The following is a 20,860-nucleotide window of genomic DNA, read 5'->3' as shown; positions in this document are numbered from 1 at the left end:
GGGGGGGGGGCGGGGGGGGCGGGCAGGCCCCCGGCGGCCCCGAGGGCGAGCAAGCCGAATGCCGCGGCCGCGATGCGATTTGGGTCAATCATGGCCAAACATCTCGCTTTCGGTAGAAGCCCTTGGCACGACGGGGTGGACCGTCAAACCGACTTGGTCAGGCCGTAGTACGCGACGACGTCGTCGGTATCGGTCGTCGAACTGGTCAGTGTTGCGTAGGACCGTAGGAACGACTGACCGACGCAGCCGTCGACCTTGATGTGCGTGTCCTTGAGCGTGACCCGGACGGGCGCGGCCTTGAACGACTTCTTGTCGACGGTCACGGTCGACACCGTGCCCGGCTTCGGGTGGATCTCGATGGTGCCCGACAACGGAACCTGGGCGCTGCCCAGAGCGGTCAGACCGGTGTTGCCGCCCAACGTGATACCGGCCTGGCCGATCAGGCGGACCTGACCGAGCTCGATGCCGCAGCCGATCTGATAGCCCGCCTCCAGCGTGCCGCCGGACAGCGTGGTCTTGCCGGAGCCGGTGACCGTGCCGGTGAACGTGCCGCCGACCAGGTATTCACGCGAGGCGAGCGAGGTCGTCAGCGGCGCTACCGGAAGCTGGGACTCGTTGGATGCGGCGACGGTGAGAGTCCACCCATCGGGGCTGGTAACGATGCCTGGCTCGGCCGATCCGACGATGCCGTTGTCCGGCGGCGGGGGCACTTGATCGCCGGGTTCCGCCGACGCAAGCGACGCGGTGCCGATCGACACCAGCAGGAACGCCGTGGCCAGCAGGGAAAAACGACTCAACATTGCAAAGCCTTTCGAGTTTGATGGGGTTTGCTGGCTGCTAGACGGCCTTGGTGACACCGAGGTACGTGATGACGTCATCGGTGTTGTCGGTGGACGCGGTGAGCGTCGCGTAGGAACGGATGAACGACTGTCCCGCGCACTGATCGGTCTTGACCCGAACGCCGGTGAGGGTCACGCGGGTGGTCGTGCCCTTGAAGGACTTCTTGTCCAACGCAACGGTTGTCACGGTGCCCGGCTTGAGATACACCTTGCCTTGAAGGCTGATGCCTGCGCTCAAGGTGGGCAACCCCGTCGGGAAGGCAAGGCCGGGCGTGATGCTCGCGCCGGGATTGATCTCCACTTCGTCGGAGATGATGCCGCAGCCGATCTGCTCGCCTGCCTCCATCGTGCCGCCGGTCAGCTTGGTCTTGCCGCCGCCGGTGATGGTCCCGGTGAACGTGCCCGAGATGAGGTACTCACGCGAGGAGACGGCCGTGGTCAACGGCGCTACGGGAAGCTGAGTTTCGTTGCTACCGACGACCGACAGCGTCCATCCGTCCGGGGTGGTCAACACGCCAGGGGCGGCCGAGGGAACGGCGCCGGTGTCCACGGGCGGGGGAACCGGGGCACCTACCGGCTGAATGGCCGGGTCTGGCGGCGGCACTGGTTCGGCGAGCGCCGCGGGCGCCGGCCCAAGCGGGATCGCAATGCAAACGGCTGCCAGCGTCGCAAGACGGTTCAACATGTAGTGGCGCCTCTCGTAACTCGAAGTCCTTCGGATGTGTCGCGACGGAGCATCCACGGACAGGGTTGCCGAACGTTGAACGGGGCGGTAACGGCCGGGGGCCCGTTTCCATCGGATGCGCGCTTCTTTCGATGCTGAAATCGCTTGGTGCACTGCACTATTCAACTGGCTGCAACTTCACAGCTAGCCGCCATCAGATGGATTGGCGTCGGATGTCGGGCGTTGGCCGGGTGTTCACCATCCGGATGCCCGGTTAATCGACGGTGGTGAACGCGAGACCGACTAGCTTGGAGGAACTCTTGAGGGCACTTCGTCTTGCCGAACGCGCCGTCGCCTCGACCCTAATGGCCGTAGCCATCGGATCAGCCTTCACCCCAATGGCTTTCGCCGACGACGATCCACCGCCCGCACCAGGGGTCCAGGTCGATGCGGTGCCGATGTCCGACGACGCGCAGCCCGCAGCGGTCGGCGCCTGTGCTGCGTTCGCACAGGCACTGGATGGCTCCGCAACGTACTACGGCGAGTTCGCCGACGCATTCGAGGGAACCAGCTACTCGGACCCGGGTGTACAGAGCACCAACGAAGTCGGCCGGACCGCCCTGCGACAGGCCGCGGGGGTTGCGATGGACGCCGCCAACACCCCCGGACTCGACCCGGCGATCGCGAACCCGATGCGTTCGTGGTCACTCGACGCGACCAAGCTCCTGGTCAAGATGGGGCTGCGGATTCCTGGCGAGAGCCTGAACACGACGGCCAACGAGATGAACGACGATGCCACCCTCGCGCAGCAGGCGTGTGCCGCAAACGGTACGCACGCCTGACGAACGGTGAGACCAACTACCGCGGCTCTACTCGCGCTCAGCCTCACCCTGGCGGGGTGCTCGAACAGCGGCACGGAGCCGCCGTCGACACCCGAACTGGTCTCCGCGGCCGCGCTCGACAAGGCGCTGCTGAGCCAGGACGAGATCGACACCATCATGGGGACCACCGGGATGACGGCGCATCGGCGCGTCGAGGCGATGGCCGACCACCGCAACCTGCTGCCGAATCTCAATTGCCTTGGCATCTGGCAGGTCAATGAGGCCGGCGTCTACGGGCAGGACGGCTGGAGCGCGCTGCGGCAGGAACTGCTGCGCTCACCCGACGCGGACGACTGGCAGAACCTGGTGGTCCAGTCGGCCGTCAACTATCCCTCGCAGGAGGCCGCCCGCATCTTCTTCAATGAGTCGGCGGACCGCTGGTCGAAGTGCACCAACCACAACGTGAACATCACCCTCAATGGTCAACGGCTGCCGAAGTGGCGCAGCGGCGACCTGACCACGACCGCCGACCGGCTTGCCATCCCGTTCACCAGGGAGAACCCGGCCGGCTCGGACTCCTGTCAGCGTGTCCTGTCGGTCAGTGACAACGTGATCGTCGACGTCCAGGCCTGCAAGAGGGACGGTTCCCGGGTGCGTCAGGCGTCCGCCATCGCCGATCGCATCGAGGCCAACCTCGCGCAGTGAGTTCAGCTCGCCGGATACTCGCGCCTGAGCAGATCGCCGAGAGCATAGGCGGGGACCCCAAGATGCGCTGAGAGTCGATCGGCGTACTCGCGCGCGATCGCCGGGCCGTCGACTTGCTCGTCGAAGTCGCCGGTGAGATCCACCGCTATGCGGCAGCCGAACGTGTCGGTCAGCAGCGAGTCGTCGACCTCGACGCGCAAAACGCCCGCCGGCATTGGCAATTGGCCAATTGCCTGATGGACGTCCACGGCCCGCGCCGACATGTCGACGTAGACCGATACGAAGGCTGCCATGCGTACATGATCCCTTGCCGGGGCCTGGTTTGCAGAATCAAGCGGCGCGGGGTCGGTTGCCCCGACCGGTCGGGCCGGCCGATGCCGCTCGTCGGCCCCCCGAGCAAGATGCTCGTGAACCCCTGATTGGCGCCCGCATCACGCGTCCGCGACGTTACGCTGGGGATCCGCTGTGGGTCGCCCGGTTTCCGCGTCAACCGCCCAGGTGCATTTCGTAGGACGGTTGGATAAGGTTTCTCTAAGCATCCGCCGCGCCGTCGGGGCAGGTCCAGCAGCGGGCCGAGCACTCATTGACGTGAAGTGAGGGTTCATGCACACATCCGGCACATCACAGGCTGCCACCCGGACGACCGGTGACGGGCTGCCGAACGTCGTCGTGACGGGTATCGCCCTGACCACGTCGGTCGGGGCCAATGCCGACGACACCTGGAAAGCCCTGCTCGACGGGCAGAGCGGCATCCGGACGCTCGACGATCCATTCGTCGAGCAGTACCAGCTGCCGGTTCGCATCGGGGGGCATCTCCTCGAGGACTTCGATCGAGACCTCACCCCCGAGGAAGCCGAGAAGCTCGGCTACGTCCAGCGGATGGCAACGGTGCTGGGCAGACGGGTGTGGGAGAACGCAGGCAGCCCCGAGGTGGACACCACCCGGCTCGCGGTGTCCATCGGCACCGGCGTCGGCGCCATCGAGGCACTGGCCTTCGCCTTCGACGACCTGCGCGCCAAGGGACCCAAGGCCGTACCCCCGCTCACCGTGCAGAAGTACACCCCCAATGGGCCCGCAGCCGCCGTCGCCCTGGAACGTCGGGCGAAGGCAGGCGTGGTGGCTCCCGTCTCGGCGTGCGCGTCCGGCTCGGAGGGCATCGCCCATGCATGGCGCCAGATCGTTCTCGGCGAGGCCGACATCGCCATCTGCGGCGGCGTCGAGAATCGGATCGAGGCGGTGCCGATCGCGGCGTTCGCCCAGATGCGCATCGTGATGTCGACCAACAACGCCGACCCCGCCGGTGCGTGTCGTCCGTTCGACCGCGACCGCGACGGCTTCGTGTTCGGCGAGGGCGGCGCCCTGATGGTCATCGAAACCGAGGAGCACGCGAAGGCTCGCGGCGCCAACATCCTGGCCCGGCTGATGGGCGCCAGCATCACCTCCGACGGGTATCACATCGTGGCTCCCGATCCCGATGGCGCACGGGCGGGCTACGCGATGACCCGCGCGATCGAGCTGGCCGGTTTGGCGCCGGGCGACATCGACCACGTCAACGCTCACGCCACGGCCACCAAGGTCGGCGACGTGGCCGAGGCGAAGGCCATCAACCGTGCGATGGGGAACGCGGCTGCGGTGTACGCACCGAAGTCCGCTCTTGGGCACTCCGTCGGTGCCGCAGGCGCGGTGGAGTCGATCCTGACGATCCTCACGCTGCGCGACGGTGTGATCCCGCCGACGCTCAACCTGGAGAACCTGGACCCCGAGATCGACCTCGACGTCGTGCACGGCGAGCCCCGTCAGGGCAATTACGAGTACGCGATCAGCAACTCGTTCGGCTTCGGCGGCCACAACGTCGCGCTGGCCTTCGGCAAGTACTGACGGAGCTCAGCCCTGACCGGCGGCGTCCTGGCTGGCCGGGCTCTTCTTCTGCCATGGCCACCGCCCGGTGATTTCGAGTTCCAGTGAGAAGCTCAGGAAGGTCCGGATCGCGACGATGCCTGCAAGCACCGCCACGCTCTGCGCGTCGGGGGTGATGGCCACCGTGCGAATGATGTCGGCGGCGACCAGGAATTCGAGCCCGAGAAGGATCGACCGGCCCAGCTGTTCGCGGAAGGTCCGGTAGGTGCCGCTCGAGCGCTCCCCCGTCGCTCTCGCCCCGAACTTCCCGAACAGCCGGCCGACGGCGATGCCTGCGGCCACCACCGCGCCGATCGCGATGATCGCGACTCCGACGCCGTCGATCACCTTGCCCACGATCTCGACGACCTCGATGAAGCTCACCGACAGGAGGTTAGCGTGCCCGTCGAGGCTGCCTGCCTACCGCGAGCTGCCGAAGATTGCTCCGCCGTCACTCCGCTACGTAGTACAGCCGCTTGTTGACGAACTCGTCCATGCCGAGCGGACCGAGCTCGCGGCCGAAGCCACTGCGCTTGACGCCGCCAAACGGCACCTCTTGTCCCTCGTTCGCCGGAGAGTTGACGTTCGACATGCCCGACTCGAGCTGCTGGGCGATCTTCTCCGCGCGCTTGGTATCGGTGCTGAACACCGCACCGCCCAGCCCGTAGTCGGAGTCGTTGGCCAGTTCGAGCGCCTCGTCGTCGGTCTCGACGGCGTAGACCACGGCGACCGGCCCGAACAGCTCTTCGCGGTAGGCCCGCATCTCCGGGGTGATACCGGTCAGGACCGCTGGCGAGTAGTATGCCGCCGGACCATCGCCGAGCACGCCACCTGCGTGCAGCGTCGCGCCCTTGGAGACGGCGTCCTGCACCTGTTCGTGCAACGTCTCTGCCGCCCGGCGCGACGATAGCGGCGCGAAGGTGCCCTCGGCTGCTTCGGCAGGATCACCGGCCTTGAGGTCCTTTGCGCGCTCGACCAGACGGTCGACGAAACCCTCGAAGATGTCCTTGGTGACGATCATTCGCTTGTTGGAGTTGCACGCCTGACCGGTGTTGCCAATCCTGGTGTCCCAGGCCAGATCTGCTGATGCCTTGACGTCGTCGGTGTCCAGCACCACGTACGCGTCGGATCCGCCGAGTTCCAGAACGCACTTCTTGAGGTTCTTGCCTGCGATCGCCGCCACCACCGACCCAGCCCGCTCCGAACCGGTCAGCGAGACACCGACGATGCGGCGGTCCCCGATGATCTCCTCGATCTGCCCGTAGGACGCAAAGATGTTCTGGTACACCCCGCTCGGGATGCCTGCCTCGTCCATGATCTCCTGGACGGCGATTGCCGACTTCGGCACGGATTCGGCGTGCTTGAGAATGATCGTGTTGCCCAGCACCAGGTTTGGGGCCGCGAAGCGGGCGATCTGGTAGAAGGGGTAGTTCCACGGCATGATGCCCAGCAGCGGCCCGATGGGAAGTCGCTGCACGTACGCCTTGCCGCTGGCGAAGGTCTTGATCTCCTGATCGGCGGCCAAGCCGGGCCCTTCGGTGGCGAAGTAGTCGAAGATGTCGCCGCAGAAGTCGGCCTCCCCCTCGGACTCGGGCAGCGGCTTGCCCATCTCCTCGGTGGCGATGGCACCGAGCCGGGCAGCATTCTCCTTGAACAATTCCCCGACCCTGGCGACGATCTTGGCCCGCTCGGTGATCGGCAGGGCTCGCCAGGAGCGGTACGCCTCCGCCGAAGCGGCCAGCGTCGCCTCGACCTCGGCGTCGGTCGCGAAGTCGAACGACTGCCCGGGTTCGCCGGTGGCGGGATTGACTACCTGGTACCCGGGTTGGGTCGAAACGGTCGCGGTCATGATGGGACCTCCCTTAGACGTGAGTCCCTCCAATCTAGTCACCCGCGGATGACCGTGGCCGTGGTTCCGCCGGGTCATTGCCCGACGAGGGCCTCGGCGATCGCCGTGCCGAGGGTCTCGGTGTTGGCGGCGCCACCCATGTCCGGGGTGAGCGCATCTCCGCCCCGTGCCAGCACCTTCTCGATCGCCGCCATGACGGCCGCGGCGGCGTCGAGCTCGCCGAGGTGCTCGAGCATCATGCTGCCCGTCCAGATCTGACCGATGGGGTTGGCAAGTCCCCGTCCGGCGATGTCGGGCGCCGAGCCGTGCACCGGCTCGAAGAGGCTAGGAAAGCGCCTGTCCGGGTTGATGTTTCCGCTGGGCGCGATGCCGATGGTCCCGGTACAGGCTGGGCCGAGGTCGGACAGGATGTCGCCGAACAGATTGCTGGCCACCACGACGTCGAACCAGTCGGGATGCATCACGAAGTTCGCGGTCAGGATGTCGATGTGGAACTTGTCCACCGTCACGTCGGGGTAACCCGCGGCCATGGCCTCGACCCGTTCGTCCCAGTAGGGCATCGAGATGGAGATGCCGTTGCTCTTCGTCGCCGAGGTCAGGTGCCTCTTGGGCCGCGACTGGGCCAGCTCGAAGGCGTACTTCAGGATCCGGTCGACGCCCACCCTGGTCATCACGGTCTCCTGCAGCACGACTTCCCGATCGGTGCCCTCGAACATCTTCCCGCCGACGCTGGAGTACTCGCCTTCGGTGTTCTCCCGCACGACGTAGAAGTCGACGTCTCCGGGTTCCCGTCCGGCCAGCGGACTCGTCACCCCTGGCATCAGGCGCACGGGACGCAGATTCACGTACTGGTCGAAGTGACGCCGGAACTGCAGCAGGCTGCCCCACAGCGAGACGTGGTCGGGGACCACCTCCGGCCAGCCGACGGCCCCGAAGAAGATCGCGTCGAAGCCGACCAGTTCGTCGAACCAGTTGTCGGGCAGCATCTTTCCGTGCTTGCTGTAGTACTCGGCGCTGGAGTGATCGAAGTGCTCGAAGACGAGGTCCAGGTCGAAGGCGGCCGCGGCGGCCTCCAGCACGCGCAACCCCTCTGGAACCACCTCGGTGCCGATGCCATCTCCTGGGATGACGGCGATGCGGTGTGTCTGCGACATGGGAGGGTCCTCTCAACTGGGTTGGTACTCGATCCTCGTCCACCCGACCGCCGAGGACGAGGGCAGCGACCATCGTCGCAAGTCGCGTCGATGCGTTTCCCGTGAGGTCAGCTACGGCCGATGGCCCGTCGTGCGTTCGCGTACTCGCGGGCTTCGGTCATCAACGCCGCGGCGGGTGTGGTGAGGTGGGTGCGCCTGCTCACGGCGGCGACGTGCAGGAAGGACTCCGGGGTGATGCGCTGCACGCGCGCACCGTAGCGGCGGGCAGACTGCGTCCACGCCGCGGGCATGACGGCCCGCCCGAGACCGTTGAGCACCATCGGCAGAATGGACGTGCGGTGGGCGATCTCGGCGACGATGGTCACTTCGATGCCCTCGGCGAGGACGTCGTCGACCAGGGCCCGCATCAACGACCCGCGCTGCGACACGATGAGACGGCACCCGTTGAGTTCGTCGCGGGTGATGGTCTTCCCGACGGGACCGTCGTCGTCTGGGCCCGAGATCAGCACCAGCGCTTGGCTTTCCAAGGCGATGACGGTCAGGTCAGGGGCACGCGTCGGCTCCGCCGAACCCAGGATGCCGATCTCACTGGTTCCGCTGCGGACATTCGTCAGGATCTCCTCCGGCGTGAAGCCCGCCTCGGCGTTGACCGTTACGTCGGGATGGCTCTTCGCGAACGACGTCAGAATGGTCGTCAGCGGCTCCATTCCCGGTGACGGCATGGTGACCAGGTCCACCCGACCACCGCGAAGGCCCTTGAGTTCGTTCATCGCCGCCGCGGCTTCGTCGAGGTCGCGCATCACCACCCGCGCCGGGCCCACCAGCGCACGGCCGGCGTCGCTGAGCACGGTGCCACGGTGCACGCGATGAAACAGCGGCATGCCGAGCTCCTTCTCGAACCCGGCGATGGCCTGAGACAAGGACGGTTGCGCGACCATCAGTTCGTCGGCGGCCCGCTTGAAGCCGCCGTGGTCGACCACCGCCAGGAAGAACCTCAGTTGTCTGGCGTCCATCAGCGGACCTCCTGATCAGCATGGATAGGGTCAGCCTATCCCCCGGATCGCAATCAAGTCTTAGACACCCGTAGTCCATGTGACCTCCAATGGACTCAGCGCGTCGTGTGACGCACACCACCACGAAGATCAGGGAGACCACCATGGCACAGCAGACATTCACGATCGCGGCGATCCCCGCCGATGGCGTCGGCAAGGAGGTCGTCGCCGCGGGCCGCAAGGTGCTCGACACCCTCGCCGCGCAGTCCGGCGACCGATTCGCCTTCGACTGGACTGAGTTCGGTTGGGGATGCGAGTACTACGAGAAGACCGGCAAGATGATGGCCGACGACGGCCTCGAGACGTTGGAGGGCTTCGACGCCATCTACTTCGGCGCCGTCGGTTGGCGCAACGTTCCCGACCACATCAGCCTCTGGGGGCTGCGCCTGAACATCACCCAGAACTTCGACCAGTGGGCGAACGTGCGACCGGTGAAGTTCCTGCCCGGCGTGGTATCCCCGCTGCGCAAGGCCGACGACACCGACCTCGACTGGGTGGTCGTCCGGGAGAACAGTGAAGGCGAATACGCCGGCCTGGGAGGCCGCAACCTCAGTGGCCGCGGTCCAGGAAACGAAGTCGCCCTGCAGACCGCACTGTTCACCGACAAGGGCTGCGAGCGGATCATGCGTTTCGCCTTCGACCTGGCCCGCACCCGCGCCGTGAAGAAGGTCTCCAGCGTGACCAAGTCCAACGCTCAGCAGTACGGGATGGTGCTGTGGGACGAGGTGTTCACCCGCGTCGCCGCCGACTACCCAGACGTGGAGACCGAGAGCGTGCTGGTCGACGCCATGAGCGCGAAGTTCGTCCTCCACCCCGAGGACCTCTCGGTGGTGGTCGCGTCGAACCTCAACGCCGACATCCTCTCCGACCTCGGCTCGGCCCTGGCAGGCAGCCTGGGCGTCGCCGCGAGCGCCAACCTCAACCCCGAACGGCGCTTCCCGAGCATGTTCGAGCCCGTGCACGGGTCGGCCCCCGACATCGCGGGCGAGGGCATCAGCAACCCCATCGGCGCCATCGCGTCGGCCGCGCTGATGCTGGACCACTTCGGGCTGCACGACGAAGCCCGCCGCGTCGAGGCCGCGATCGAAACCGTCACCGGCAGTGGCGTCCTCACGCGCGACATCGGTGGCACCTCCAGCACCGACGAAATGACCGACGCCATCGTCGCCGCTTTGACCCCGGCACTCACTCCCGCCTGATACCGGCCAACACAATCCAGACAGAGGTGACGTCATGACCACACACGACACGGCCGGGGAAGCCCGGCCACGCCCGCCGAAGAAGCGCTGGTATCAACAGCTGTACTTCTGGGTGTTGACCGCCATCGTCCTCGGCATCCTGCTCGGCTGGCTGGCGCCTGCCGCCGGGGTGGCGATGGAACCCATCGGCACCACCTTCGTCACCGCGATGAAGATGCTGATCGGCCCGATCGTCTTCCTGACCATCGTCGGCGGGATCGCCAGCGTCGCCGACCTGAAGAAGGTGGGCATGACCGGGATCAAGGCATTGACCTACTTCCAGGTCGGCACCATCATCGCGATGATCACCGGACTGGTGGCCATCAACCTCTTCCGCCTCGGCGACGGAGTCAACGCCGATCCCAACAAGATTCAGGTCAGCGAGTCGGCCGAGAAGTTGATTCAAACCGGCGAGGAGAAGCAGTGGTGGGAGTTCATCACCCACCTGGTCCCCGACAGCGTGGCGGGACCCTTCGTCGAGGGTGACATCCTGCAGATCATCTTCCTGGCCGTCATCTTCGGCGTGGCCCTGAACGCGGTCGGTCAGCTCGGCGGCCCCGTGCTGGACTTGATCAACAGGTTCACCAAGATCACGTTCAAGATCCTCGGCTACATCATGAAGCTCGCCCCACTCGGCGCGTTCGGGGCCATGGCGTTCGCGATCGGCAAGTACGGGGTGTCGACTCTGACCAGTCTCGGCAGCCTGATCCTGCTGTTCTACGTGACCTCGGCGCTGTTCGTGTTCATCGGGCTCGGCTCGGTGATGGCGTTCCTACGGCTGAACATCGTGCACATGCTGAAGTACCTGCGCGAAGAGCTGCTCCTGATCCTGGGCACCTCCACCGCCGAACCGGCACTGCCAGGGCTGATGCGCAAGCTCGAGTACGCAGGGGTTCCGAAGACCACGGTCGGTCTGGTCGTTCCGACCGGTTACAGCTTCAACCTCGACGGCGCCGCGATCTATCTGTCCCTGGCGGCGCTGTACATCGCCCAGGCCACCAACACCCCGTTGACCATCGGACAGCAACTCGGCCTGCTCGCGGTCATGTTGCTGACGTCCAAGGGGGCGGCTGGAGTGGCTGGCGGCGGCTTCATCGCGTTGACCGCGACTCTGTCCACCATCGGTCACATCCCAGCCATCGGCATCATGCTGATCTTCGGCATCGACAAGTTCATGTCCGAGTGCCGGGCCATGGTCAACTTCATCGGCAATGCCGTCGCCACCCTGTTCGTCGCCAAGTGGAACCACGAACTGGACGTGGACCGGGTCCGAAAGGTGTTCGCCGGCAAGGAGGTTCCTCCGTTGGATCCCGACCCTACCGACGGCGCTGATGGCGACTCCGATGGCGTGGCACCGTCATCCGACCCGGTGAATGCGAAACCGGTTCTGGACAAGGCCCTCGTCGGCGCAGCCGCACCCGCACCGCGGAGCTGACATGCGCGCACTCATCGCACCCGACAAGTTCAAGGGCAGCCTCCGCGCTGCCGAGGTGGCAGACCAGCTCGCCATGGGCCTCGCCGAGTCGGGCGTGGAGTCGATCACCCTTCCGTTGGCGGACGGTGGCGACGGCAGCGTCGCCGCCGCCGTCGCGGCGGGATTCACCCCGCAGTCGTGCACCGTGGCAGACGCCCTCGGTCGGCCACACCCCGCGACCATCGCCATCAAGGACGCCACCGCCGTGGTCGAGGTCGCCAACACCTGCGGACTGGCTACCCTCCCTCAGGGCGTGCTCGCGCCGATGAACGCCTCCACTCTCGGCTTCGGACAAGCGATTCGGCACGCACTTCGTCTCGGCGCCCGCTCGCTGGTCCTCGGACTCGGCGGTAGCGCAAGCACCGACGGCGGGATCGGCATGCTGGCCGCACTCGGTTACGGGTTCTCCGACGCCGCCGGCGATGCCGTGGCGCCGTCGGCCCGGAACCTGAACCACATCAACAGAATTCACACCTGCGACGCGGTCTCGCTGAAGGACCTGGACGTAGTCCTTGCCAGCGACGTCACCCATCCGTTGACCGGTCCGAGCGGCGCCGCGGCGGTGTTCGGCCCGCAGAAGGGTGCCAGCATCGCCGACATCGACTGTCTGGAAACTGGTCTGGACGCGCTCGTCGAGGCCGCGGAGCGTTCCGGATGGAATGACGCCCGTGCGCTGGCCGCGACGCCGGGTGCAGGGGCTGCCGGCGGCTGCGGCTTCGCCGCACTGCTGCTGGGCGCCACGATGGTATCCGGCGCCGACTACTTCCTCGATCTGCTCGGCTTCGACGAGTACCGTCGTGACGCAGACCTCGTCATCACCGGGGAGGGCAGGCTCGACGTTCAGTCGCTGGGGGGCAAGCTTCCCGTCGCCGTCGCGCGCCGCGCCGCACCGACACCGGTCGTCGCCGTGGTCGGACGCAACGACCTCGGCTCGCAGACCGGTCCATTCTCCGAGATCTACGCTCTGGCAGATCTTTCCGACGTCGATACCTCACAGGACGCCGAGGCGGCGGCCACGCTGGTCCAGTCGATAGGGGCCACGATCGGGCGCCGACTCTCGCCATGACCCCGGCGGTCACGCCGATCGTGTGACGACGAAGTCGCGGAACGCGGCTGCCGCGGGCGGCAGGGGACGATCGGCCGCCCAGACCAAGCCGATTCGCCGCTGCGCCTGCGGGCGGAGTGGAATCTCCACGGCCCCCGCTGACGGCGCCGGTTCGGCGGGCGGCAGCACGGCGACGCCGAGCCCGGCGGCAACCAGTCCGCGGACCGTATCGGCCTCCTCGCCCTCGAACGCGAGGATGGGCGCGAAGCCGGCGTCGCGGGCGAGGTCGTCGACGATGTGACGCAACCCGTAGCCATGCTTCATCACGACGAACTGCTCGCTGGCGAGCTCGTCCATCCGCACGTAGGCCCGGTCGGCGAGCCGATGGTCGGTGGGCACGGCGATCACCAGGTGCTGTGTCTCCAGGCTGACTTCGTCGAACTCCGGCAAGCCAGGCAGCGGCGCGGTGAAGGCCAGGTCGGCGCGGCCGGCGCGCACGTGGTCGAGCAGCGTGTCGTGCGCACCCTGCAGCAACGTGAAGCGGACGTGTGGGTGCTTGCGACGAAATGCTCGCAACTGGTCGGGAACCCGACGTTCACCGAGGGTGTACAGAAAGGCCAACCCGACCCGGCCACGCTCGGGGTCGGCCTCCTCCCTGGCCTGCCGCACTCCGGCCGTCAGCTCCGCCAACGCCCTCGCCGCGGCGTCGGCGAGGAGATGACCGGCGCGGGTGAGGCGCACTCCGCGTCCATCGGGCACCGCGATCGGCGTGCCCAAGTCGGCCGACAGAGCCGCCAACCACCGGCTCGCGGTGGGTTGTGGAACACCTACCTCTGCCGCCGCCCTGGTCAGATTTCCCTCGGCGGCCAGGGCACGCAGAAGTGCCGCCTTGGGCGCGATCGAGAACAGGACTGTCTCGTCGGACACATCCGCCACGGTCGTCCCCTCCCCGGTTTCGCCAGGTGTACGCGTATCAATCCACTGGTGGATTAATTGTCGCCCAACATCGGATTGGACGCATCAATACGCCGGTCCTAACGTCGAACCGTGACCTCGCTTGCCGCCGCACCGACCACGCGTCACCAACGCGGCACCACCGCGTATCGGCGCATCACCGTGGCGTTGTTCTGCGCGGGGCTATCCACTTTCACGGCGCTCTACGCCGTCCAAGCCGTCCTCCCCTCGCTGAGCGACGCCTTCGCGCTCTCACCCACCCAGGCCAGCCTCGCGGTATCGGTGGCGACGGGCGCACTGGCGCTGGGCGTGCTGCCGCTGACCGCCGTCTCGGAGATCGTCGGCCGCACCACGGTCATGGCCGTGTCACTGTTCACCTCCGCGGGCCTGTCGACCCTGATCGCACTGAGCCCCAACTTCACCGTGCTGCTGGTGCTGCGCGCCGCGGAGGGGCTGGCCCTCGCGGGGATTCAGGCCGTCGCCATGTCGTATCTGGCCGAGGAGCTTCACCGCGATTCCCTGGGCTCGGCGATGGGACTCTACGTTGCGGGAACCGGCCTCGGCGGGATGGCCGGGCGGCTGTTGGGCGCGCTGGTCGACGACGTCGCCGGTTGGCGTTGGGCGCTCGGCGCAACGGCTCTCGTCACCTTCCTGTGCGCGATCGCCTTCCGCGCCACCATCGTGCCGTCCGCGCACTTCCGCGCCAGGGCCCCCCGTGTCCGGGAACTCGTCGGCTCCATCTGCCGGGCGCTGACCGACCGTGGGCTGCTGGGGCTGTTCGCCGCCGGGTTCCTGCTGATGAGTTGCTTCGTGACGATCTACAACTTTCTCGGATTCCGGTTGCTGGGGCCGGCATTCGGCCTCTCGGGTGCGGTCGTCGGCCTGATCTTCGGGGTGTATCTCGCCGGTGTCGGGTCCTCGGCATTCATCGGACGCATGGTCGACCGGTACGGCCGGCCGCCGATGTTGATGCTGACGACGGCCGTCACGCTCGCCGGACTGCTCCTGCTCGCGATGGGCAACCTCGTCGCGGTCATCGCGGGGCTGGTGGTCACGACGGGCGGATTCTTCGCGGCGCACTCGGTGGCCAGCAGCTGGGTCAGCGTGCGATCGGCCAACCTGGGGGTGCAGGGCTCGGCGGTGTACGTCCTGTTCTACTACCTCGGTTCCAGTGTCGGCGGCACCGTGGGCGGGCTTGCCTTCTCGGCCGACGGCTGGCGCGGTGTCACCTACTACACCTGTGCCCTGGTGGCCGCCGCGCTCGTCATCGCGGTCCTGCTACGCAATCTGCGGCCCGCCCCGGCCGTTGCCCAGGCCGCAGCACCCTAGTCCGGCATCGCCGCAACACCCTAGTCCGGCATCGCCGCAACGATCTGCTCCTGCGTGAACGGCATGCTGCGCACCCGCACTCCGATGGCGTCGTAGATCGCGTTGGCGATCGCGGCAGCAGTCGGGCCCTGAGCGGTCTCGCCGACGCCGAGTGACGGATTCCCGTTGCCGGGCAACGTCTCCACGTCGACCTCGGGAACTTCGGAGAAGCCAAGGATCGGGTAGGTCTCCCACGTGTCACTGGTGACCGTCGACCGGTCGAACCGCACCCGCTCCTTGAGCGCCCAACTGGTCGCCTGAATTGCACCGCCCTCGACCTGATTCTCCACGCCGTCGGGGCTGATGATCAGGCCTGCGTCCACCGCGATCGTCAGGCGGCGCACCCGAATCTCGGTGGTGGCCTCCACTTCCGCGACCACCGCGCAGTACGCACTGCTGTTCTTGTAACGGGCGTAGCCGACACCGTGGCCAATCGAGTCGCCACCAATCTCGCTTGACCAGGCGGAGTTTCGCGCGACTGCTTCGAGGACCGCACGCCCGCGGGGATCACTCAGGTGCGCCAGCCGGAACTCGACGGGATCGCGGCCGGCGACCGCGGCGAGTTCGTCCATGAACGACTCGATCGCGAACACGTTGACGAAGGCACCCAGTGAACGCATGGCAGAGGTCCGCAGCGGCATCACCGACAACAGGTGATTGACCACGCGGACGGAAGGAAAGTCATAGCCGGGCACGGCGTTTCGGGCAGCGCCTCCGCCATTTTCCAGGGGCGGCTCGCCCGCCGCCGCGATCGGCTCACCGCCGTCGGCGTGACTCGCCGCAAGCAGGGCGACCGCGGACGCGAAACCGGGACGGGTGACGTGGCCGTTGCCCCAGACGTCGTGGTGCCACGCCGCGATCGCGCCGTTGGCGTCGACCTCGGCACCGATGCGCACCGCGGCGGCAGGCCCGAACGGCGCCCAACCCAGTTCGTCCTGCCGCGACCACACCACTTGCACCGGACGCCCCGGCACGGCAAGCGCCAGAAGGGCGGCGTCCATCGCAACGTCGTCGGCGCCGTTGTGCCCGTAGCACCCCGAGCCTTCCACGTGCCGGACGGAGATGTGCGCTTCGGCCAGGTGCAGCGCTCGACCGAGCTCGCGGCGCAGCAGATAGATGCCCTGGCTGTGGGTCCACACCTGCAATCGCACCTCGCCGTCCGACGTGGCCAATGCCGTTGCGGTCGAGGGTCCCATCGCGCCGTGCGCCAGATAGGGTCGGTGGTAGGTCGCCTCGTGAAAAGCAGTGGTCCCGTTCGGATTCCGCTCACCGACATGGTCGACGATCACGGTGCTGGTGGCGGGGGCGGAACGCAGGAAGCCCGCCAGGTCATCCTCGTCGGGCAGCGTCGACTCCTCGCGCCACGTCGCACCGGCGCGGAGTCGATCAGCTGCGGCGACGGCCACTTCCTCCCGTTCGGCGACCACGGCGAGGAAGTCACCGTTGCGCACCACCTTGAGCACCCCGACCAACGCCAGCGTGGGTCCGTCGTCGACCTCCAGTAGCGTGGCACCGCGCGACGGCGGCCGGACGACCCGACCGAAGACCTGTCCGGGTAGGGCCAGGTCGTGGGCGAAACGCGCTCGCGGAGCGAGCTTGTCGGGCAGGTCGACCCTCGGCACGTTCGTGCCGACGACGCGATATGCGGCAATGGGCTTCGGACTGATGCTGCCGGTGACGGGCCGGTCGAGTTCGACGTCGACGGCCTGCTCCCAGTAGCTCGTCGCCCGCCCGTCCGGCGCCGTGATGGCGCCGTCGGTGACGACGAGGCTGGCGACGGGCACCTTCCAGCGGTCAGCCGCCGCGTCGAGATGCGCCGTCCTGGCCTCGGCGGCGGCCATCCGCACCGCGGCACCCGAGTGCTGGACGGAAAGGCTGCCGGCCGTGTACCCCTCGTTGGGGCTTGACCCCGTCGCCGCTGCGATCATGCGCACCCGCGCGACGTCCACGTCGAGCTCCTCGGCAGCGATCTGCACCAGGGCCGTCAGGATGCCCTGCCCGAGTTCGACCTTCCCCGACCGCAACTCGACGACTCCCGAGGGAAGGATCCGCACCCAGTCGCCGACGCGGGGATTGGCGAGGATCGACGGGGGCAGGTGGGCCGCGGTTTCGGGCGTCTTCGCGGTTTCGGTAGTCACGACTCACCGTCCCGACGGCGCCGCATCTCGGCCGCCGCGGCCTGCACGGCGCGCACGATCCGATTGTGCGCACCGCAACGGCACAGGTTCCGGTCGAGCGCCTGTCGCACCTCGTCGGCGGTGGGGTCCGCGTTCCGTTCCAGAAGCGCCGCCGCGATGACGACGATGCCGGAGATGCAGTAGCCACACTGCGCCGCCTGCCCGTCGACGATCGCCCGCGCCACCGGATGCGGCCCGTCGGAGGAGCTCAGCCCCTCGACGGTGGTCACCTCACGGGCACCGACGGCCGAGAGCGGGGTGTCGCAGGAATAGCTCGGATGTCCGTCGATCAGAACGAAGCACGACCCACAGAGTCCCAGGCCACAACCGAATCGGGTGCCCTTCAGACCTAGGTGGTTGCGCAGCACGTACAGCAGCGCCGTGTCCGGTTCGGTGGTGACCTCTTGGTCGTGACCGTTGACGCGGACCGTGGTCATGGTTGCCTCCACACGGCTCCATCGTCCTCCCGTCTGGGGCGGTCAGCCACCAGCGGTGGTCAGGCGCGGAGGATGGAGGCGACGGGAGCGAGTTCACCCGACGAGTGACCGAGCGCATCGCCCCGAGTCGGCGACCACGCGTCCGGTACCGCCGTCAGCGAGGCCACCGCCTTCGCGGTGGCGACGAAGTCCCTGGCCACCCGCGAGTCGACGTCGGTGCGCCAAGCGACGGCCAGGACCGAGGGGGGAATGTCGGGCACCGGGACGAACGACAGTCCGGGACGCCCGTAGTAGCGCTGCGTCGAGGCTTGGGAGAACGCGACGCCGCGCTCGGACAGGATGGCCTCGAAGCATTCGTCGACCGTGGCCACTTCGGCGCCGAGCCGAACCGGCTCCCCCTGGCGGGAGTCGGTGGCCAGCCAGAAGTTGCGCCACGTCTCCGGTGCCCGACGGGCCACGAACGGCTGGTCGAGCACCTGTTCGACGCTCATCTGCTTCTCACCGGCCAGCGGTGAACTCGACGACACCACCAGCAGCCGCGACTCGACGAACAACATCTCCAGGCCCAACCAGTCCTGCACCAGGACCGGCGGCCGCACGAACGCGACGTCGACCGACCCGTCGGCGAGCCCGACGTAGGGGTCGGTGAAGTCGTGGGACCGCATCTCGACCTCGACGTCGGGATGCAGGTCGTGGAAGGCGTTGAGGATCTGCGGGGTGAGTTCGGCTGCGGCGTTGGCCTGAAATCCGACGACGAGACGCAGGTGGGGCTCGCCGCGGCCGACGCGCTTGGTGAGACCTGCGATTCTCTCGGCGTCCGTCAGCAGTTTGCGCGCCCCGTCGAGCAGCACCTCGCCGGCGGGCGTGAGGTCGACGTGACGGCTGCTGCGCACGAACAGTGGGGTGCCGAGGGTGTGTTCGAGCTTGCGGATCTGCACGCTCAATGAGGGCTGCGCGATGTGCAGCCGAGACGCGGCGTGGCCGAAGTGAAGCTCCTCCGCGACGGCCACGAAGTAGCTCAGCAGCCGGAGGTCGAGCTGAGGTAGCACCCAATGAGGGTATCTGACCAGCGCAAACGACACCATTAGTTGTTGCCTATCGGTGGGTTGTCGACAGGTATTGGACGTCTCGGCCTCTGCGGACGTGTGATTGGCGTCATACCAGCTCCGTCCAGCACCACCCACCGAGAGGAAAGTTCCATGACGCTCAGCACCTCCGCCCCACCCGTCGCCGAATGGGTCGCCGCGTTCACCGACGCCAACAACGACGATGCGGAGATCTCGGCCCACGGCAAGTACTTCACCTGCTCGTACCTGCTCGACATGGAGACGCACACCTTCGTCGTGCAGGTCGATCGGGGAAAGATCGTCGACATCGCCGTCGACCCCGGGCCGCTGGACGTGTCGTACCAGTTCGCCATCAAGGCGAGTGCGGACACCTGGCGCAACTTCGGGGTGCCGGTGCCCGCCCCGATGTACCACGGCATCTGGGCCGCCAGCTTCCAGCGCGACATGAAGCTCGAAGGCGACGTGCTGGTGCTCATGCAGAACCTGCGCTGCGTCACCCGCCAGATCGAACTGCTGCGCGCCGTCAGCGTGCCCGTCTAACCGTCGCCCGAACCGTTGCCAGCCAAGACATTCCGAACCGAAGGACAATCATGAGCAAGATCTCCCCCGTCACCGGACATTACGTCGACGTCGACGTCGACGGCCTGCTGTACAAGGTCTTCTACCTCGAGAACGGCACCGGGCAGCCCCTGGTCTGCCAGCACACCGCAGGCTGCCACAACCACCAGTGGCGTGGCCTGCTCGAGGACGAGGAGATCACCAAGGACTACCGCGTCATCGCCTACGACCTGCCCCGGCACGGCAAGTCCGATCCGCCGGAGAACACCGCGTGGTGGACCGAGGAGTACCAGCTGTCGGCCGACCACTACGCGAACTTCATCGTCGCGCTCGTCGATGCCCTGGAGCTGGAGAACCCGATCTTCATGGGCTCGTCCTTCGGCGGCAACATCGCGCTGCAGCTCGCGCTTCGCCACCCCGACCGGTTCGCGGGGGTCATCCCCGTCGAGGGCGCGGACTACTCCCCCGGCTTCTACCTGGACTGGTGGCAGCATCCGCACGCCAACGCCGCCCAGGTCTGCGCCAGCGGAGTATGGGATCTGATGGCACCCCAGTCACCCGACGCCGACCGATGGAAGACGTGGTTCTACTACAGCCAGGGGTCCGAGGCCTTCAAGGGTGACCTGTACTTCTACTCCGTCGACCACGATCTCCGCGACAAGCTGTCGGAGATCGACGGCGACCGTTGCCCGGTGGTCATGCTGACCGGCGATTACGACTACCTCACCACCCCCGAGGACAGCGCCCGCACTGCCAGCCAGATCCGCAACGCCGCCTTCATCGAGATGAAGGACATCGGCCACTTCCCGATGAGCGAGAACCACCCGGTGTTCCGGACCTACCTCATCGAGGCGCTGGCCACCCTCCAGCGCAAGGCGCGCGCGCTCACGTCGACGAGCTGAGCGCCCTTCGTCCAGGTCGCGCCGGTCATCCGAACGGATGGCCGGCGCGCTGGTCGCTCCGGTCGCAAGACGATGACCGTCGATCCAGCGATGCGATAGCGTCGATTCATGAGTGAGGGATCCGGACGCATTGCGTTCGTGCAGGCCAGGTGGCACCGCAACATCGTCGACCGCGCTAGGGACGGCTTCACCGAGAAGATGCTGGCGCTGGGCTACCCGCGCGACGACCTCGAGTTCTTCGAGGTGCCCGGTGCCTTTGAAATCCCGCTCAGCGCAAAGCGTCTCGCGACGTCGGGCGGCTACGACGCGATAGTGGCGTGCGCCCTCGTCGTCGACGGCGGCATCTACCGGCACGAGTTCGTCGCCTCGGCGGTGATCGACGGGCTCATGCGGGTCCAACTCGACACCGACGTGCCCGTCTTCTCGGTGGTGCTGACGCCGCACCACTTCCACGAGCACGACGAGCATCTCACCTACTTCGGCGAACACTTCGTGAAGAAGGGTGCCGAGGCCGCGGTCGCGTGCGCCAGCGTGCTCGGTCAGGGCAGGGCCGTCCCGAGCGCCTGACCGTCGGGCACCGCCGAGGGGACCCGACGACCGGCCTGCACCGCGTGGCGGTGCCATCCAGTGGCACCCAACGATGGCGCGCCGCCAGCCTGC

At 67.2% G+C, this 20,860-nt stretch carries 21 protein-coding genes; 10 read left to right on the top strand and 11 right to left on the bottom strand.

The features are described 5' to 3' along the window. Window positions 1-143 precede the first annotated feature (143 nt). Both ABW137_RS34100 and ABW137_RS34095 read right to left on the bottom strand, forming a co-directional pair. Window positions 144-800 (bottom strand): MspA family porin, encoded by a 657-nt coding sequence (locus tag ABW137_RS34100; RefSeq protein WP_526407093.1) that lies wholly within the window; start codon window positions 798-800, stop codon window positions 144-146. Window positions 801-837: 37 nt separating this feature from the next. Continuing rightward, on the bottom strand, window positions 838-1,524 hold the full coding sequence (locus ABW137_RS34095; RefSeq protein WP_526407092.1) for an MspA family porin: 687 nt from the start codon (window positions 1,522-1,524) through the stop codon (window positions 838-840). A gap of 344 nt (window positions 1,525-1,868) precedes the next feature. Between ABW137_RS34095 and ABW137_RS34090 the strand changes: the two genes are divergently transcribed. Both ABW137_RS34090 and ABW137_RS34085 read left to right on the top strand, forming a co-directional pair. Then, a complete protein-coding gene (locus ABW137_RS34090) occupies window positions 1,869-2,345 on the top strand; it encodes an Rv2240c family protein (RefSeq protein ID WP_526407090.1) in 477 nt (158 codons plus the stop codon). A gap of 6 nt (window positions 2,346-2,351) precedes the next feature. Next, a complete protein-coding gene (locus ABW137_RS34085) occupies window positions 2,352-3,029 on the top strand; it encodes a sensor domain-containing protein (RefSeq protein ID WP_526407088.1) in 678 nt (225 codons plus the stop codon). Between the two features lie 2 nt (window positions 3,030-3,031). Here the strand turns inward: ABW137_RS34085 and ABW137_RS34080 are convergent, their stop codons facing one another. Continuing rightward, entirely contained in the window at window positions 3,032-3,322 is a 291-nt protein-coding gene (locus ABW137_RS34080) for a hypothetical protein (protein WP_526407086.1), read from the bottom strand. Window positions 3,323-3,632: 310 nt separating this feature from the next. Between ABW137_RS34080 and kasB the strand changes: the two genes are divergently transcribed. Continuing rightward, entirely contained in the window at window positions 3,633-4,907 is a 1,275-nt protein-coding gene (gene kasB, locus ABW137_RS34075) for a 3-oxoacyl-ACP synthase KasB (RefSeq protein WP_526407084.1), read from the top strand. 6 nt (window positions 4,908-4,913) lie between these two features. On the opposite strand, the gene ABW137_RS34070 is transcribed toward kasB, so the two are convergent. The 4 genes from ABW137_RS34070 to ABW137_RS34055 form a co-directional block, all read right to left on the bottom strand. Next, window positions 4,914-5,309 carry a DUF1622 domain-containing protein gene (locus tag ABW137_RS34070; RefSeq protein ID WP_526407082.1) on the bottom strand — a complete coding sequence of 132 codons (396 nt, stop codon included), beginning with the start codon at window positions 5,307-5,309 and terminating at the stop codon, window positions 4,914-4,916. A gap of 67 nt (window positions 5,310-5,376) precedes the next feature. Beyond that, window positions 5,377-6,774 (bottom strand): NAD-dependent succinate-semialdehyde dehydrogenase, encoded by a 1,398-nt coding sequence (locus ABW137_RS34065; protein ID WP_526407080.1) that lies wholly within the window; start codon window positions 6,772-6,774, stop codon window positions 5,377-5,379. Window positions 6,775-6,848: 74 nt separating this feature from the next. Then, window positions 6,849-7,928 carry a tartrate dehydrogenase gene (locus ABW137_RS34060; RefSeq protein WP_526407078.1) on the bottom strand — a complete coding sequence of 360 codons (1,080 nt, stop codon included), beginning with the start codon at window positions 7,926-7,928 and terminating at the stop codon, window positions 6,849-6,851. A 107-nt stretch (window positions 7,929-8,035) separates the two neighbouring features. Then, window positions 8,036-8,941 (bottom strand): LysR family transcriptional regulator, encoded by a 906-nt coding sequence (locus ABW137_RS34055; RefSeq protein WP_526407076.1) that lies wholly within the window; start codon window positions 8,939-8,941, stop codon window positions 8,036-8,038. Between the two features lie 143 nt (window positions 8,942-9,084). On the opposite strand from ABW137_RS34055, the gene ABW137_RS34050 reads away from it, so the two are divergent. Genes ABW137_RS34050 through ABW137_RS34040 form a run of 3 tightly spaced genes read left to right on the top strand, consistent with a single transcriptional unit; the run spans window position 9,085 to window position 12,758 of the window. Then, the gene (locus ABW137_RS34050; RefSeq protein ID WP_526407074.1) at window positions 9,085-10,179 is read left to right on the top strand and encodes a tartrate dehydrogenase; all 1,095 of its coding nucleotides are present in this window, start codon (window positions 9,085-9,087) and stop codon (window positions 10,177-10,179) included. 34 nt (window positions 10,180-10,213) lie between these two features. Next, complete coding sequence (locus tag ABW137_RS34045) at window positions 10,214-11,653, top strand: dicarboxylate/amino acid:cation symporter (protein ID WP_526407072.1); 1,440 nt, start codon at window positions 10,214-10,216, stop codon at window positions 11,651-11,653. 1 nt (window position 11,654) lies between these two features. Next, window positions 11,655-12,758: a glycerate kinase gene (locus ABW137_RS34040; RefSeq protein ID WP_526407070.1), complete on the top strand. Its 1,104-nt coding sequence runs from the start codon at window positions 11,655-11,657 to the stop codon at window positions 12,756-12,758. A gap of 9 nt (window positions 12,759-12,767) precedes the next feature. On the opposite strand, the gene ABW137_RS34035 is transcribed toward ABW137_RS34040, so the two are convergent. Continuing rightward, on the bottom strand, window positions 12,768-13,664 hold the full coding sequence (locus ABW137_RS34035; RefSeq protein ID WP_526407068.1) for a LysR substrate-binding domain-containing protein: 897 nt from the start codon (window positions 13,662-13,664) through the stop codon (window positions 12,768-12,770). 120 nt (window positions 13,665-13,784) lie between these two features. Here ABW137_RS34035 and ABW137_RS34030 point away from each other — a divergent pair, with 120 nt between their 5' ends. Next, entirely contained in the window at window positions 13,785-15,020 is a 1,236-nt protein-coding gene (locus ABW137_RS34030) for an MFS transporter (protein ID WP_526407066.1), read from the top strand. 20 nt (window positions 15,021-15,040) lie between these two features. Here ABW137_RS34030 and ABW137_RS34025 read toward each other — a convergent pair whose 3' ends face one another. From ABW137_RS34025 to ABW137_RS34015, 3 genes are read right to left on the bottom strand one after another with little or no spacing between them, the layout of a single operon-like run. Further along, on the bottom strand, window positions 15,041-17,197 hold the full coding sequence (locus ABW137_RS34025; protein ID WP_526407064.1) for a xanthine dehydrogenase family protein molybdopterin-binding subunit: 2,157 nt from the start codon (window positions 17,195-17,197) through the stop codon (window positions 15,041-15,043). Then, on the bottom strand, window positions 17,194-17,673 hold the full coding sequence (locus tag ABW137_RS34020; RefSeq protein ID WP_526407062.1) for a (2Fe-2S)-binding protein: 480 nt from the start codon (window positions 17,671-17,673) through the stop codon (window positions 17,194-17,196). The genes ABW137_RS34025 and ABW137_RS34020 overlap by 4 nt, the downstream gene beginning before the upstream one ends. Before the next feature lie 59 nt (window positions 17,674-17,732). Then, entirely contained in the window at window positions 17,733-18,722 is a 990-nt protein-coding gene (locus ABW137_RS34015; RefSeq protein ID WP_526407060.1) for a LysR family transcriptional regulator, read from the bottom strand. Between the two features lie 150 nt (window positions 18,723-18,872). On the opposite strand from ABW137_RS34015, the gene ABW137_RS34010 reads away from it, so the two are divergent. From ABW137_RS34010 to ABW137_RS34000, 3 genes are all read left to right on the top strand, one after another. Next, window positions 18,873-19,280: a hypothetical protein gene (locus ABW137_RS34010; RefSeq protein ID WP_526407059.1), complete on the top strand. Its 408-nt coding sequence runs from the start codon at window positions 18,873-18,875 to the stop codon at window positions 19,278-19,280. Between the two features lie 50 nt (window positions 19,281-19,330). Next, a complete protein-coding gene (locus ABW137_RS34005) occupies window positions 19,331-20,200 on the top strand; it encodes an alpha/beta fold hydrolase (RefSeq protein ID WP_526407057.1) in 870 nt (289 codons plus the stop codon). 108 nt (window positions 20,201-20,308) lie between these two features. Beyond that, window positions 20,309-20,767 (top strand): 6,7-dimethyl-8-ribityllumazine synthase, encoded by a 459-nt coding sequence (locus ABW137_RS34000; protein ID WP_526407055.1) that lies wholly within the window; start codon window positions 20,309-20,311, stop codon window positions 20,765-20,767. Window positions 20,768-20,860: the final 93 nt, after the last annotated feature.

Origin of the sequence: Mycobacterium sp., from assembly GCF_040509115.1 — a bacterium.
Lineage (GTDB): Bacteria > Actinomycetota > Actinomycetes > Mycobacteriales > Mycobacteriaceae > Mycobacterium.
This window is presented reverse-complemented; position numbering and strand designations above follow the sequence as displayed.